14 protein-coding genes are annotated in these 13,632 nt (G+C 61.3%); 9 read left to right on the top strand and 5 right to left on the bottom strand.

Annotated elements, in window-relative coordinates:
• Positions 1–162 precede the first annotated feature (162 nt).
• The 3 genes from JN403_RS24180 to JN403_RS24170 all read right to left on the bottom strand — a co-directional run bounded on the left by JN403_RS24180 (position 163) and on the right by JN403_RS24170 (position 2,041).
• Positions 163–945 carry an OmpA family protein gene (locus JN403_RS24180; RefSeq protein WP_172610922.1) on the bottom strand — a complete coding sequence of 261 codons (783 nt, stop codon included), beginning with the start codon at positions 943–945 and terminating at the stop codon, positions 163–165.
• A 48-nt stretch (positions 946–993) separates the two neighbouring features.
• Positions 994–1,419, bottom strand: a complete 426-nt coding sequence (locus JN403_RS24175; protein WP_074893253.1) for a DUF4398 domain-containing protein — start codon at positions 1,417–1,419, stop codon at positions 994–996.
• Positions 1,420–1,705: 286 nt separating this feature from the next.
• Positions 1,706–2,041, bottom strand: coding sequence for a pilin assembly protein (locus JN403_RS24170; RefSeq protein ID WP_122537336.1), 336 nt, complete (start codon positions 2,039–2,041; stop codon positions 1,706–1,708).
• A gap of 243 nt (positions 2,042–2,284) precedes the next feature.
• Here JN403_RS24170 and ppc point away from each other — a divergent pair, with 243 nt between their 5' ends.
• The 6 genes from ppc (at position 2,285) to JN403_RS24140 (ending at position 8,862) form a co-directional block, all read left to right on the top strand.
• Complete coding sequence (gene ppc / locus JN403_RS24165) at positions 2,285–4,921, top strand: phosphoenolpyruvate carboxylase (RefSeq protein WP_205484618.1); 2,637 nt, start codon at positions 2,285–2,287, stop codon at positions 4,919–4,921.
• A gap of 284 nt (positions 4,922–5,205) precedes the next feature.
• Positions 5,206–5,853: an adenylate kinase gene (gene adk / locus JN403_RS24160; RefSeq protein ID WP_122537338.1), complete on the top strand. Its 648-nt coding sequence runs from the start codon at positions 5,206–5,208 to the stop codon at positions 5,851–5,853.
• A 90-nt stretch (positions 5,854–5,943) separates the two neighbouring features.
• On the top strand, positions 5,944–6,618 hold the full coding sequence (gene tsaB / locus JN403_RS24155; protein ID WP_205484616.1) for a tRNA (adenosine(37)-N6)-threonylcarbamoyltransferase complex dimerization subunit type 1 TsaB: 675 nt from the start codon (positions 5,944–5,946) through the stop codon (positions 6,616–6,618).
• Between the two features lie 336 nt (positions 6,619–6,954).
• Positions 6,955–7,245, top strand: coding sequence for a hypothetical protein (locus tag JN403_RS24150; protein WP_122537800.1), 291 nt, complete (start codon positions 6,955–6,957; stop codon positions 7,243–7,245).
• Positions 7,242–8,114, top strand: a complete 873-nt coding sequence (locus JN403_RS24145) for a DUF72 domain-containing protein (protein ID WP_240356755.1) — start codon at positions 7,242–7,244, stop codon at positions 8,112–8,114. The genes JN403_RS24150 and JN403_RS24145 overlap by 4 nt, the downstream gene beginning before the upstream one ends.
• 49 nt (positions 8,115–8,163) lie before the next feature.
• Positions 8,164–8,862 carry an extensin family protein gene (locus JN403_RS24140; protein WP_205484612.1) on the top strand — a complete coding sequence of 233 codons (699 nt, stop codon included), beginning with the start codon at positions 8,164–8,166 and terminating at the stop codon, positions 8,860–8,862.
• 45 nt (positions 8,863–8,907) lie between these two features.
• On the opposite strand, the gene JN403_RS24135 is transcribed toward JN403_RS24140, so the two are convergent.
• Complete coding sequence (locus tag JN403_RS24135) at positions 8,908–9,537, bottom strand: energy transducer TonB (RefSeq protein ID WP_205484610.1); 630 nt, start codon at positions 9,535–9,537, stop codon at positions 8,908–8,910.
• A 98-nt stretch (positions 9,538–9,635) separates the two neighbouring features.
• On the opposite strand from JN403_RS24135, the gene JN403_RS24130 reads away from it, so the two are divergent.
• Positions 9,636–10,427 (top strand): class I SAM-dependent methyltransferase, encoded by a 792-nt coding sequence (locus JN403_RS24130; protein WP_205484608.1) that lies wholly within the window; start codon positions 9,636–9,638, stop codon positions 10,425–10,427.
• 133 nt (positions 10,428–10,560) lie between these two features.
• Entirely contained in the window at positions 10,561–11,649 is a 1,089-nt protein-coding gene (locus JN403_RS24125; protein ID WP_205484607.1) for a catalase family protein, read from the top strand.
• A 139-nt stretch (positions 11,650–11,788) separates the two neighbouring features.
• Here the strand turns inward: JN403_RS24125 and JN403_RS24120 are convergent, their stop codons facing one another.
• Complete coding sequence (locus JN403_RS24120; protein WP_205484605.1) at positions 11,789–12,421, bottom strand: TetR/AcrR family transcriptional regulator; 633 nt, start codon at positions 12,419–12,421, stop codon at positions 11,789–11,791.
• Between the two features lie 106 nt (positions 12,422–12,527).
• On the opposite strand from JN403_RS24120, the gene JN403_RS24115 reads away from it, so the two are divergent.
• Positions 12,528–13,628: an efflux RND transporter periplasmic adaptor subunit gene (locus JN403_RS24115; protein WP_205484604.1), complete on the top strand. Its 1,101-nt coding sequence runs from the start codon at positions 12,528–12,530 to the stop codon at positions 13,626–13,628.
• Positions 13,629–13,632: the final 4 nt, after the last annotated feature.

The raw sequence follows: 13,632 nt of genomic DNA, 5'->3' as shown, positions 1-13,632 counted from the left end.
TGGCACATACGCGTGCCTCTTCAGCGCCTGACCAGGCTTATTCGCGAGCAAGCTCGCTCCCGCAGGGCTCGTCATTTTGGAGTACCCGCAGTCTGAAAACGCCACAAAAAGCCCCGCCTGTCTCTCAACAGGCGGGGCTCTTTATGTGCCGCTACAGCCGCATTACTTCATGGAAGAGCGCGGTGCTACTGGCTGGTTGTCGTTGGAGATGGTGACTTCCACACGACGGTTCATGGCACGGCCCGAGGCGCTGGCGTTGTCAGCGACCGGGTATTCCTTGCCGTAACCCTGAGCAACGATACGCTCCGGGCCTACGCCCATCTTGATCAGCGCCATGCGCACGGAGTTGGCGCGGCGCTCGGACAGCGAGTCGTTGTAAGCAGCGGAACCGGTGCTGTCGGTGTAGCCTTCGACGATGACCTTGCGATCAGGGTTTTCCTGAAGGAACTGGGCCAGCTTGTTGACGTTGACCAAGCCGGACGACTTGAGCTCAGCCTTGTTCAGGTCAAACAGTACATCGCCAAAAGTCACCAGCGTACCGCGTTCGGTCTGCTTGGCGTTCAGGCTGTTCTGCAGTGCCTTGATCTGTGCATCGCGAGCATCCAGACGCGCCTGGGCACGCTGGGCCGCAGCGCCTTTCAGATCGTTCTCAGCGGTCTTCAGGTTGATGGTCTGCTTGGCCAGCTCAACGCGCTGGTTGGTCAGATACGCCAGCTGATCGACCTTCTTCTGATCATCATTGTTGCGGTACGCAGCGTCAGCCTTGTCCAGCCACTCGCTGGCGTCTTTGGTCTCCAGCGCAGCCAGTTCGGTGGATTTCGGATTGCTTTGCAGCGCGGAGTAGTTGGTGCGGGCTTGTTCCAGGTTCACGTTCGGTTGCGACGAGCATGCCGCCAGACCAACGCTCAAAGCCAGCAGGGCAGGGATAAGTACTTGTTTACGCATAATATTTTCGTCCTTTAACTCAATGGCCAATGCTTGAATTGCGAAGCGTTACTGAGTGACAGGCTGAACCTGACGCATGCCTTCTTCACGCAACTCATTGACGCCTTGACGAGCGTCCTGCACTGCTTTCTGTGCCTTGGCGGCTTGAGCCTTACGCTCGGCTACACGTGCATCCCACTCGGCCTGTTCGGCGTATTTACGAGCTTCGTCGTATTTCTTTTCCTGCATCGCCAGTTCGGCTTGCTTGAACTTGTCCTGGGCGGACTTCATTTCAACAGCGGCGTATTCGGTAGCGCCGGCGGTGACAGCGGCATTGACGGCCGATTGGGTCACGGCGTACTGCTCGCTTGGAGGATTACCTGCGCAACCAGCCAGAAGAACGCTGGTGCCCAGTGCCAGTGCAGCCATCTTCAGCCCGCGCAGGCGATTGAACGTTGGTTTGGCAGTGCTGGTGTTCATGGTGGTCAACTCCATTTCTTTACTCCTGAAAACTGGTTGTTCCATTTCAGCAGAAGCCCACGCGGATGGATGGTGTTGCGTCACTTCCGCTGTCATCTGACGGCTTTACTGCAATGGCTAACTGGTCGGACCGCTGCTTTTTTGAATAGTTCAGACATTTTTTTAAACTTCCGGTCAGCTTTTGTTACGTGTTGTAAAATTGACGCTCAAAAAATGACGTCGTTTTGCTCCTGACATTACTGGCCCGATGCCGCTCGTAGCGGATTTGCCGTGTCAGAAACCGACGTCGCAGATGCAGCCCTCAAGAGCCTTCCCTATCGGAGATTTCCTGGAGGTGGCGCCGAGACAGTTCGAGGAACCGAGGCGTGGGTCCGACGTCTTCGTAAAGCGGGTTGCCTTCCTCATCGGTGGCAACGACATGCTGGCCGCGCACGTATGGGAAGCTCGCCTCCAGTTCCTCCAGCGCAGCGCCGATCAACTCGCCGAGCAACTCCTCGGGCGTACGCTTGGGGTACATCTCGGCGATCGCCGCCAGCCGCGCGGCAGCCTCAACATCCAAATGAATGGCGTAGGCGGTCTCGGTCAGACGGCCCTTGGCGTTCTGTTCCCACTGTTCGGCGAGCTCTCGGATCTTCATGAATACCTCATCATTGCCCGCAGCACGGCGGGCGTTGGACGTGGGCCCGAGCCACAGCCAGGCGTGACTGAGACGGGCTTCCCCGGCGGTGTTAAGTGCGTCGAGGGTTGCGTAGGGACATCAATTTGTCGCTCTATACACACCAATAGAAACGAAACCCCGCAGGGCGTTCCGTTCGGCAGCAGCGAATGGACCCCTGCAAGGACTCGCCGGTAAAACAATAACGCTGAAGGAGAGGGCTGGATGGCTGATATCGATGCACGATTGCGCGAGGACGTTCACCTGCTCGGTGAGCTGTTGGGCAACACCATTCGTGATCAGCACGGTGCTGATTTCCTCGAGAAGATCGAGCGCATCCGTAAAAGCGCGAAGGCAGACCGGCACGCGTCGACTCAAGGGACTGAGCAGCTTAGCTCCAGTCTTGAGGGCCTGGGCGAAGATGAGTTGCTGCCGGTTGCGCGTGCGTTTAACCAATTCCTCAATCTGGCGAACATCGCCGAGCAATATCAGCTGATTCATCGTCGCGATGACAGCAAGCCGCAGCCGTTTGAATCCCGCGTGCTGCCTGAGCTGCTGGAACGCCTGAAGCAGGCCGGGCAGACGCCAGAGGCGCTGGCGCGGCAATTGACCACGCTGGAAATCGAGCTGGTGCTCACCGCGCACCCCACCGAAGTCGCGCGACGCACGCTGATTCAGAAGTACGATGCCATCGCTGCGCAACTGGCCGCCCTTGATCATCGCGATTTGAATCGCCACGAGCGTGAGCAGATCACCGAGCGCTTGCAGCGACTCATTGCGGAGGCGTGGCACACCGAAGAAATCCGCCGCGTTCGCCCTACACCTGTCGACGAGGCGAAGTGGGGGTTTGCGGTCATTGAGAATTCCCTGTGGCAAGCGATTCCCAACTACCTGCGCAAGGCCGATCAGGCGCTGCACGCCGCGACTGGCCTGCACTTGCCGTTGGAATCGGCGCCGATCCGCTTCGCTTCCTGGATGGGTGGTGACCGCGACGGTAACCCCAATGTGACCGCCGCTGTCACCCGTGAAGTATTGCTACTGGCGCGCTGGATGGCCGCCGATTTGTACCTGCGCGACGTCGATCAGCTGGCCGCCGAGTTGTCGATGCAGCAAGCCAGCCCTGCGCTGATGGAAGCGGCGGGCGACAGCGCCGAACCTTACCGCAGTGTTCTGAAACAGCTGCGCGAGCGGCTTCGGGCCACGCGCAACTGGGCCCACGCCTCATTGAGTGTCACCCAGGTCGCACCGGAAGACGTCTTGCACGACAACCGCGAGCTGCTCGAGCCGCTGCAACTGTGTTTCGACTCACTGCATGAATGCGGCATGGGGGTGATCGCTGATGGCCCGCTGCTCGACTGTTTGCGCCGCGCGGTGACCTTCGGCCTGTTCCTGGTGAAGCTCGACGTGCGCCAGGATTCCACGCGGCACAGCTCGGCCATGAGCGAGATCACCGAATACCTCGGGCTCGGCCGCTATGACGCGTGGGATGAGCCGACCCGCATCGACTTCCTGCTGCGAGAACTGGACAACAAGCGCCCGCTGCTGCCCGCACATTTCAGCCCTGAAGCGGACACCGCCGAAGTGTTGGCGACCTGCCGTGAAGTAGCGGCTGCGCCGGCGGCGTCGCTGGGGTCGTATGTTATTTCCATGGCCGGCGCGGCCTCCGATGTGCTCACCGTTCAACTGTTATTGAAGGAAGCCGGGCTGCAGCGCGCCATGCGCGTCGTGCCGCTGTTCGAAACACTCGCCGACCTGGACAACGCCGGCCCGGTGATTGAGCAGCTGTTGAGCATTCCGGCCTACCGCCGAAGCCTGGAAGGTCCGCAGGAGGTCATGATCGGTTACTCGGATTCGGCCAAGGACGCCGGCACCACCGCCGCGGCCTGGGCGCAGTACCGGGCGCAGGAAAAACTGGTTGAGATCTGCCGCGCGCAAGAGGTTGAGCTGCTACTGTTCCACGGTCGCGGCGGTACGGTCGGTCGAGGCGGCGGCCCTGCCCACGCAGCGATTCTGTCGCAGCCGCCCGGCTCGGTGGCGGGGCGTTTCCGCACCACCGAACAGGGCGAGATGATCCGCTTCAAGTTCGGCCTGCCGGACATCGCCGAGCAGAACCTCAACCTCTATCTGGCCGCGGTCCTGGAGGCCACGCTGCAACCGCCGCCGATGCCGCAACCGGCCTGGCGCCAAGTGATGGACGAACTGGCGGCAGATGGCGTGAAGGCCTACCGTGCCGTGGTGCGGGAAGACCCGGAGTTCGTCGAATACTTCCGCCAGGCCACGCCGGAACAGGAACTGGGACGCTTGCCATTGGGCAGCCGTCCGGCCAAGCGCCGCGAGGGCGGGGTGGAAAGCCTGCGCGCGATTCCGTGGATTTTCGCCTGGACCCAGACGCGCCTCATGCTGCCCGCCTGGCTGGGCTGGGAAAACGCGTTGAGCAAGGCGCTGGAGCGCGGTCAGGGCGATCTGCTCGCCGAGATGCGTGAACAATGGCCGTTCTTCCGCACCCGCATCGACATGCTGGAAATGGTGCTGGCCAAGGCCGACAGCGATATCGCCCAGCTCTACGACGAACGTCTGGTGGAGCCGAAACTGCTGCATTTGGGGACGCATTTGCGCGGCCTATTGTCGCAGGCGTGTGACGTGGTTCTTGGCCTCACGGGTCAGTCTCGGCTGTTGGCCCACAGCCCTGAAACGCTGAAGTTCATCAGTCTGCGCAACACCTACCTCGACCCGCTTCATTTATTGCAGGCGGAGTTGCTGGCACGCTCCCGTCAGCAGGAAGCGAGTCTGGACAGTCCGCTGGTGCAGGCGCTGCTGGTGTCTGTCGCAGGCATTGCCGCCGGATTACGCAACACCGGCTGACGGGGCAGCGCGCGCGACCGAATCAGGACGAGGGTGTTGATTCGGGCGCGCCGGACGCGTTGCGAGCAGTGCAGCCTTACCGAGTTGCACGTCGTCCCACCCTTGCGCCGATCGATGCCAAGCTACTGGTTTTTCGCGGGTTACTGCGACTTTCGGCGTCTTGTGCGGCATGAATCGGCTGTGTATCTTGATCAGCCTTTGGCCGTTGGGTCAGTAAAATTTTGCGATTGGCCCCATTTAGGCGAATCCGACGATATCTCTATAAAAATTTGAGGAGCACAACAATGCGCGTGATTCTGCTGGGAGCTCCCGGGGCCGGCAAAGGTACTCAGGCAAAGTTCATCACTGAGAAATTCAACATTCCGCAGATTTCCACCGGCGACATGCTGCGCGCTGCGGTCAAGGCCGGTACTGAACTGGGCCTGCAAGCCAAAAGCGTCATGGACAGCGGCGGCCTGGTCTCCGATGACCTGATCATCGGCCTGATCAAGGATCGCCTGTCCGAGCCGGATTGCGCTGGCGGTTGCCTGTTCGACGGCTTTCCTCGCACCATTCCTCAGGCTGAAGCCCTGAAGAAAGCCGGTCTGGCCATCGACCACGTCATCGAGATCAAGGTCGACGACGAAGAGATCGTCAAGCGCATCTCCGGTCGCCGCGTTCACGAAGGCTCCGGTCGCGTTTACCACACGTTGTACAACCCGCCGAAGGTTGACGGTGTGGACGACGTTACCGGCGAGCCACTGGTTCAGCGGAAGGACGACGTTGAAGCCACCGTTCGCCATCGCCTGTCGGTCTACCATTCACAGACCAAGCCGCTGGTGGATTTCTACACCAAACTGCAAGCGCAGGACGGCACGCCGAAGTGCAGTCACATCGAAGGCGTGGGCACGGTCGAGCAGATCACCGCCAAGGTGCTTGAAGCCCTGAGCTGATTCGCGTCTCTAGGCATCGAACAACGGCCCGCTTGCGGGTCGTTGTTGTTTATAATGCGGCACTTTTTTCGCACAACGATGGAAACCCCGATGACCACCTTGCTGGCCCTGGACACCGCCACTGAAGCCTGTTCAGTCGCTTTGCTGCATGACGGCAAAGTACTGACTCACTACGAGGTGATCCCGCGCCTGCACGCGCAAAAACTCCTGCCGATGATCAAGGACTTGCTGGCCGAGGCGGGCATCGGTTTGTCGGCGCTGGACGCCATTGCCTTCGGCCGTGGCCCGGGCGCGTTCACCGGCGTGCGCATCGCCATCGGTGTGGTACAGGGCCTGGCCTTTGGTCTGGATCGGCCGGTATTGCCGGTCTCAAACCTCGCGGCCCTCGCGCAACGAGCCTTTCGCGAGCAGGGCGCCACTCAGGTCGCGGCCGCCATCGACGCGCGGATGGACGAAGTCTATTGGGGTTGCTACCACGAAGTGGCGGGAGAGATGAAACTGGCGGGTGAAGAGGCGGTCATGGCGCCGGAACTGGCCGCTTTGCCAGGCGCTGCAACGGGCGACTGGTTCGGTGCAGGCACCGGCTGGGGTTATGCCGAGCGTATTGCCGCCGTTGTCAGTGCCCGGGACGCCACACTGTTGCCCCACGCGCAGGACTTGCTGACCCTCGGTACGTTCGCCTGGCACCGTGGCGAAGCCATCGTCGCCGACAACGCCCAACCGGTTTACCTGCGCGATAAAGTCGCCACGCCCAAGGCGCGCTGAGCGTGACATCAGGTACACGCACGATCATCAATCTGTAGGCGCCGGTTTGCTGGCGAACCTGGGCCATTTACTGCCACTGCAGTAACGGGGTGAATTGCGTTCGCCACCAAGCCGTCTCCCACCGATTGCCGGCATCCACCGGGCCCCTAAATGCAGGGCTGTACGCCGGATCTGCGAACCAGGTCACACCGTTGATGACCGTTCGGCGATAAATCCGCAGAAAATTCCGGCTGATTTAAACAATTCGCAATAAGTGTGGTCTAGTTATCGTTCGCATGTTTGCTTAAGGGCTTACTGTGAGATTAAATTGCCACCATTAGACGCCGAGTAAGCATGATGCGAATCACCGGTCCCTCACCACGTACCTACCCGATCAAGCGCAAGCCACGCAAGGATTCTGCGGCGCTGGAAGGCTCGTTCGAGGAAGTGAACGATGAGATCGAGGTGAATCCGCAAGTGGCCCGTCGCCAGACCGGGACCACGGCCAATGTGCCCGCGCGTCAGCAAGACATTATCTTCCCCCGTGCCATGAGCACGCGCGTCGCCCATGCGTTGAGCAGCTACTTGATGACCTCGACCTTCGTCGAATGGGACCTCGAAGTCTCCGGGCTCGACCTCCACGTTTGAACCTCGCCCACCCGCCTTACTACATCGGTTGCCCGTCCTGGAGCGAAAGAGCCTGGCGTGAGTCCCTGTACCCGCCGGACGCCCCAGATCTGGATTTGCTTGGGTTGTACGCGCAGGTCTTCAATGCCGTCGAAGGCAACACCACGTTCTACGCGCGTCCCAAGCCTGAGATCGTCCAGCGTTGGGCGGCCGCCTTGCCCGAGCACTTCCGCTTCTCGGCAAAAATCCCCCGTGACATCAGCCATGCCGGCGACCTGCGCGAGCATCTGGGCGCGGTAGAGGATTTCCTTCAGCTGCTTGCGCCGCTAGGGTCTAGGCTTCAACCGCTGTGGCTGCAGCTGTCGGCCAGTTTCGGCCCCTATCGGCTCAATGAGCTGGGCGCGTTCATTGATGCGCTGGAAGGCCGGCCGCTGGCGGTGGAAGTGCGCAACATGGCGTTTTTCACCAAGGGCGAAGACGAGCGCCAGCTCAACCGCCTGTTGCTCGACCGCGGCGTCGAGCGCATCTGTCTGGATTCCCGGCCGCTGTTCAGTTGCGTTTCCAGTGAGCCTGCCGTGCTTCATGCGCAATCGAAGAAGCCCAAAGTGCCGCCGCGGCCGGCGGCGCTGACGTCCTTTCCCCAAGTGCGCTTCATTGGCGGGCCGGATGAGGCGATCAACGAAGGCTTCATCGTGCAATGGGCGGAAAAGGTGGCTGGCTGGATCGAGGAGGGGCGTACGCCCTCGGTGTTCCTGCACACCCCTGACAACATCGCCTCGCCCCAACTGGCCCGTCGTTTTCACCATCAGTTGATGACCCTGTTGCCGGGCCTGCCCGATCTGCCGCAACTGGATCGCGGTCGGCAAGTGGAGCAACTCGGGCTGCTCTGAGGTCGAGATAGGGTGGACTCATCCCTCCGTCAGACGAGAACCTTCCTGCATGCGCGGCTCGACCCTCTTTCTTCTACTGATTTTGATCGGCGCGGCGGTCGCGGTATCGATCTGGCGTGGCTGGTTGCCTGTCGCTGACCGCTGGAACCCGTGGGCGCCGCTGAATGTGCAGGACGAGCCCAATCTCATTACGCCGTTCAAGCTCTGGCGATTGCAGGAGGATCCGGCGTTGTGCGAGGCCGCGCTGCACACCTCGACCCTGCGTTACACGCACCAGGCCGACAGTGCCGCCGACGCCAAATGCCCGCTTACCAACACCTTGCGGATCCAGGGCGGCGACGTCGCGCTGAGCAGCAGTTTTCTCTCCAGTTGTCGCCTGGCGGTGGCGTATGCGCTGTTCGATATTCATCAACTGCAGCCAGCGGCGCAGGCCGTATTCGGGCAAAAGGTCGCGCGGGTCGATCACCTCGGCAGCTTTGCCTGCCGCAACATCTACAACCGCAGTGAAGGCCGTCTGAGCCAGCACGCCACCGCCAACGCGCTGGACATCGCCGGATTTCGCCTGGCAGACGGGCGCAAAATTTCGGTGCTCAAGGACTGGAAAGACGACGGCGACGACGGACGTTTTCTGCGGTTGGTGCGGGATGGCGCCTGCCAGCATTTCAATACGGTGCTAAGCCCGGACTACAACGCCGCGCACCGAAACCACTTTCATCTGGACATGGGACGCTGGCGGGTGTGTCGCTAAAGGCAGCGAGCGAGGTTGCGCGGTTCGGTTGGGTTAAACCTGGCGTCAGGCCGCGAGACGAAGGTTCTGCAGCACAATCGGCCGCGCCCAGCCGTTATCGAAGGCCAGATGACGCTGCTGCTCGGTCATTTCTTCAGCGCTGAAAGGCGTCGCAGGCTTGTCGGCCAGGTTCCATTCGAACTCGGCAATCGGCAGGAACAGTGGGCGAGGCTGGGGGCCCGGGCCGGGTTCAACGCTGTCATCGTACGGGTTGAGCACGGTCGGGCGAACCCAGTTGTCGTCGAATTCGAGGTTGCGCTGCTGCTCGATCATTTCCAACGCGGTGAACGGCTTGGCGGGCTTGTCGGCCAGGTCCCATTCGAACTCGGCGATCGGCAGGAACAGCGGCTCCGGCGGCGCGATTTCCTTGTCCTGAACTGGGCATTCACGTTGCTCGACGATCTTGTCCAGCGCGGTAGCACCGGCAATCGGCTCGCCGGTCTGGTTGTCCGTCGCGGCAACGGCGCTGCATTCCGGGGTTTCGCCTGCGTTGTCATCGACCTGTTGAGCCATCGCACGGGCAAACGCGTCCTGCCAGAGCTGCGTGACGCCGCTCAGGGTTTGGGTATTGCGTACGCTGTAGTCGCCTGCGTACGTCAAATAGCCTATCGAGGAGGTTTGCTGAATGTCTGACATAAGCGCTCAGTACAGCCCGTGGGTCTGGCAAAATGCCGGATACTTTTGTTATCGGCAGCCGTTGCCAATCATTAAGAATATTTGAGTGCGTAGAGACAATGACTGAGCAGCACGCGGGCAGCCGCATTCGGGTCGACAGCCTGACCCCCGACGGGCAGGACACCGCAGCGCAATGGGCGCAGCGACTGGGTTTGCCGCTGGCCGACGCCGACGCGGATTTCGCCCTGCAAGTGGCCGAAGACGGCCTGCAATTGCAGCAACTGGGTGACGACGCGCCGGGCCCGGTCCGAGTGGATTTCATCGAAGGCAAGGCGGCCCATCGGCGTCTGTTTGGTGGCGGCAGCGGGCAGATGATCGCCAAGGCCGTAGGCATTCAGCCGGGCGTGCGGCCTCGGGTGCTGGATGCCACGGCGGGGCTGGGCAAGGATGCGTTTGTGCTGGCGAGTCTGGGTTGCGAAGTGAGCCTGATCGAGCGGCAGCCGATCATCGCCGCGCTGCTTGAAGACGGCCTCGCGCGCGGGGCGAGGGATCTGGACGTCGGCGGGATCATCGCGCAGATGCGCTTGTTGACCGGCAATTCCATTGAGCTCATTCGCCAGTGGGAAGGCGAGCCGCCCCAGGTTATCTACCTCGATCCGATGTTTCCCCACCGGGAAAAAACCGCGTTGGTGAAGAAGGAAATGCGCCTGTTCCGGCCACTGGTCGGCGACGACATGGACGCCCCGGCGTTACTGGAAGCCGCGCTGGCGCTGGCGACCCACCGCGTCGTGGTCAAACGCCCGCGCAAGGCGCCAAGCATCGAAGGGCCCAAGCCTTCCTACGCGCTGGACGGCAAATCCAGCCGCTATGACATTTACCCGAAAAAGGCGTTGAAAAGCGCGGGTCCGTGACACTCGTCCGGTAAAGCTGAACCCGGCAATCCCGGGCGCAGTCCTCTGCTGTGCCGATGCCTGACAAGCCACCGTTTCAGGTGTGCGCACATCGGCGATACGCCCTGACCAGAGCAGTAGCCGGAGATCACCGATGAGCACTTCCCGTTTGTCCGTAACGCCTTTGGCGTTCGAGCCGCAGTTCGAGCAGATACCCGATGACGAGGCTCAGACGAGCAAAGAACTCGCCGAGGCGATGCACAGTATTCTGGAAACCACCTACAAGGATGGCGGCCATGCTATACGCAGCGTGCATGCCAAGGCGCATGGCTTGCTGCACGGGCAGATTCATATTCTGGACGGCCTGCCCGCTGAGTTGGCTCAGGGTGTTTTCGCGCATCCCGGCACCCTGGATTTGAAGATGCGCTTTTCCACCAATCCGGGTGACCTGCTCGACGATAAGGTGTCGACGCCTCGTGGGCTGGCTATCAAGCTGGTCGGTGTGCAGGGCGCACGTTTGCCGGGGAGTGAAGGGCAGGTCACCCAGGATTTCGTGATGCAGAACGCCAGGGCGTTCACGGCTGCTACTCCGAAGGATTTTCTCAAGACTCTCAAGCTGCTCGCCAAGACCACCGACAAAGTGCCCAACATGAAGAAAGCGCTGTCGGCGTTGTTTCGTGGCCTGGAGTCGACGGTCGAAGCGATGGGCGGGGAGAGTGGCACGCTCAAATCACTGGGCGGGCATCCGATGACTCATTTGCTGGGTGAAACCTACAACACTGTGGTGCCGCTTCTCTACGGCCGCTATTACGCCAAGCTGAGCGTGGTGCCTGTTTCTCCCGAGCTCACCGCGTTGACCGACCAGAAAGTGGACCTGAATGATCATCCCGACGGTTTGCGGGAAGCGGTACGCAGTCACTTCGCGAGCAAGGGAGGGGTGTGGGAGGTGCGCATCCAGTTGGCGACCGACCTTGAAAAAATGCCGATTGAAGATGCTTCGGTGGAATGGTCTGAGGAACTGAGCCCGTTCGTGACCGTTGCCCGTATTGAAGTGCCGCTCCAGGACAGCTGGTCGGAAGAACGCCAGCAGGAAATCGACGACGGCATGGCCTTCAGCCCCTGGCATGGCGTGGTCGAACACCGACCACTCGGCGGCGTCATGCGCGTGCGCAAACCGTCCTATGAGCTGTCTTCAGGCTTCCGCGCCAGCCACAACGGCTGCCCGATGCACGAGCCTCGCTGACAAGCTGGTAGTCAAATTCTGTGGTGTCTTCCACTTCGCATTCCCGGCTAAAGCCGGTCCCACTCTGAGTACGCGGTCGATTAGTGGGACCGGCTTCAGCCGGGAAGAGGCCCGCGTGCGCACTATCGTAGTTATGCCCCTAAACCCTATACGCCTTCAGAAACAACGCCACCACTTCCCGCACATGGTGCTCGGCGGCCTGCTCATCCGGCCGTTCGCCGGTGCCGATCAGTAGCCTGAAATTGCACACCCCTTTGATCAAACACAAAAAGTGCCCCGCTGCGCCAGCAGGCGATTCGAAGCGCAGACCGTTCGTGCCGTTCAGTCTGGTCAGAAACCGCTCCATCTCATGCAGGATGCGCTGCGGTCCCGCTTCGAAAAACACTTGAGACAATGAAGACCCTTGGGTTCCCAGGGTGATCATCAGGCGATGTAAATCGATGGACTCAGGGCTGTTGATCAGCGTCTGGAATCCTCTGGCAATACCCAGCAATACTTTCTCGACGGGCTCACCCATCGGCACATCCACGAATAACCCCGGCACCTGCTCCTCACAGCGCGCAACCACCGCGCAGGAAAACAATGTCTCCTTGTCGGTGAAGTGGCTGTACACCGTGAGCTTGGAAACCCCGCCTTCAGCCGCAACGGCATCCATGCTGGTGTTGGCGTAACCATTGCGGACGAACAGGTTTTTGGCGGCTTCGAGAATGGCCTGGCGCTTGGCCAGATCCTTGGGGCGGCCGGGTCCGGTGGAGGAGGTCGAGTCAGTCATGGCGTTGTCAGGCGTCTTCGTTTGATTAGTGGACTGTTCAGTTCGGTAATTTTAAATATACTCGCCGGTACAATTATTCAAAGCTCTCTTGCCAAGGTGCCTCATCATGCTCCGCGATGCCCTGCTTCTTGCCCTGCCGGTCAGTCTCATCGTGGCACTTTCCGGTTGCGGCAAGGAGGCACCGGTGACCGCCGCAGTGCGGCCCGCCATGGTGGTGCAACCGCTGCCGTCGGCCCAGTCCATGGACAGCTATCCGGGAGAGGTCCGCGCCCGCTTCGAGCCGGAACTTGCTTTCCGCATTCCCGGCAAGGTCAGCAAGCGTCTGGTCGAAGAAGGCGAGCGGGTCACCGTCAATGAGCCGCTGGCCGAGCTCGATGCCCAGGACGTGCGCTTGCAGCAGGACGCCACCCGCGCTCAGGTTGCCGCTGCCGACGCCAACCTGCAGACAGTCCGCTCCGAGCGCGACCGCTACAAAACCCTGATGGACCGGCAGATGGTCAGCAAGTCGCTTTACGACAATGCCGAAAACACCTACCGCGCCGCAGACGCCCGTCTTAGACAGCTCAAGGCTGAATTGACCGTTGCCGACAATCAGACCGGCTACGCCGTGCTTCGTGCGTCGCAAAACGGTGTCATCGCCAGACGATTGGTGGAAGTCGGTCAGGTGGTGGCGGCCGGGCAGACCGTCTTTACTCTGGCCGCTGACGGCGAGCGCGAAGTGTCGATCAGCCTTCCGGAGCAGAATTACGGCCGCTTCAAGATCGGTGATCCGGTTTCCGTCGAACTCTGGACCCAGCGCGAGCAGCGTTTTCCGGGCCGTATCCGTGAGCTCTCGCCCGCTGCCGATCCACGTTCGCGCACCTTCGCCGCGCGCATCGCTTTCGCCAGCGGGAAGGTCCCGGCCGAGCTGGGCCAGAGCGCTCGGGTTTACATTCAGTCCGAACACGCTGTTCCGTTGTCCGTGCCGCTTTCCGCGCTGACCGCCGAAAACGGCGTGACCTACGTCTGGCGTCTGCAAAGCGATGCCACCCTGAAACGCACGCCGGTGCAGGTCGGCGCCTACGGCCAGGAAACCGTGCCGGTGCTCAGCGGCTTGCAGGCCAGCGACTGGGTCGTCGCGGCGGGTGTGCACGTGCTCCACGAGGGCGAGCAGGTGCGCCCGGTCGACCGCAGTAATCGAGCGGTGAAGCTGGCGGCGAAGGAGTAGCGGC

Origin of the sequence: Pseudomonas sp. 15A4 (genome assembly GCF_016925575.1) — a bacterium.
Lineage (GTDB): Bacteria > Pseudomonadota > Gammaproteobacteria > Pseudomonadales > Pseudomonadaceae > Aquipseudomonas.
Note: the sequence above shows the minus strand (reverse complement) of the source record. Positions and strands in the feature narration are given on the sequence as shown.

Excerpts from the sequence above, each read along its gene's own strand:
- JN403_RS24120 (WP_205484605.1), bottom strand. The coding sequence starts at position 12,421 with ATGACTGACTCGACCTCCTCCACCGGACCCGGCCGCCCCAAGGATCTG.
- JN403_RS24125 (WP_205484607.1), top strand. The coding sequence starts at position 10,561 with ATGAGCACTTCCCGTTTGTCCGTAACGCCTTTGGCGTTCGAGCCGCAG.
- JN403_RS24130 (WP_205484608.1), top strand. The coding sequence starts at position 9,636 with ATGACTGAGCAGCACGCGGGCAGCCGCATTCGGGTCGACAGCCTGACC.
- JN403_RS24180 (WP_172610922.1), bottom strand. The coding sequence starts at position 945 with ATGCGTAAACAAGTACTTATCCCTGCCCTGCTGGCTTTGAGCGTTGGT.
- JN403_RS24115 (WP_205484604.1), top strand. The coding sequence starts at position 12,528 with ATGCTCCGCGATGCCCTGCTTCTTGCCCTGCCGGTCAGTCTCATCGTG.
- JN403_RS24135 (WP_205484610.1), bottom strand. The coding sequence starts at position 9,537 with ATGTCAGACATTCAGCAAACCTCCTCGATAGGCTATTTGACGTACGCA.
- ppc (WP_205484618.1), top strand. The coding sequence starts at position 2,285 with ATGGCTGATATCGATGCACGATTGCGCGAGGACGTTCACCTGCTCGGT.
- JN403_RS24170 (WP_122537336.1), bottom strand. The coding sequence starts at position 2,041 with ATGAAGATCCGAGAGCTCGCCGAACAGTGGGAACAGAACGCCAAGGGC.
- tsaB (WP_205484616.1), top strand. The coding sequence starts at position 5,944 with ATGACCACCTTGCTGGCCCTGGACACCGCCACTGAAGCCTGTTCAGTC.
- JN403_RS24175 (WP_074893253.1), bottom strand. The coding sequence starts at position 1,419 with ATGGAGTTGACCACCATGAACACCAGCACTGCCAAACCAACGTTCAAT.
- adk (WP_122537338.1), top strand. The coding sequence starts at position 5,206 with ATGCGCGTGATTCTGCTGGGAGCTCCCGGGGCCGGCAAAGGTACTCAG.
- JN403_RS24140 (WP_205484612.1), top strand. The coding sequence starts at position 8,164 with ATGCGCGGCTCGACCCTCTTTCTTCTACTGATTTTGATCGGCGCGGCG.
- JN403_RS24150 (WP_122537800.1), top strand. The coding sequence starts at position 6,955 with ATGCGAATCACCGGTCCCTCACCACGTACCTACCCGATCAAGCGCAAG.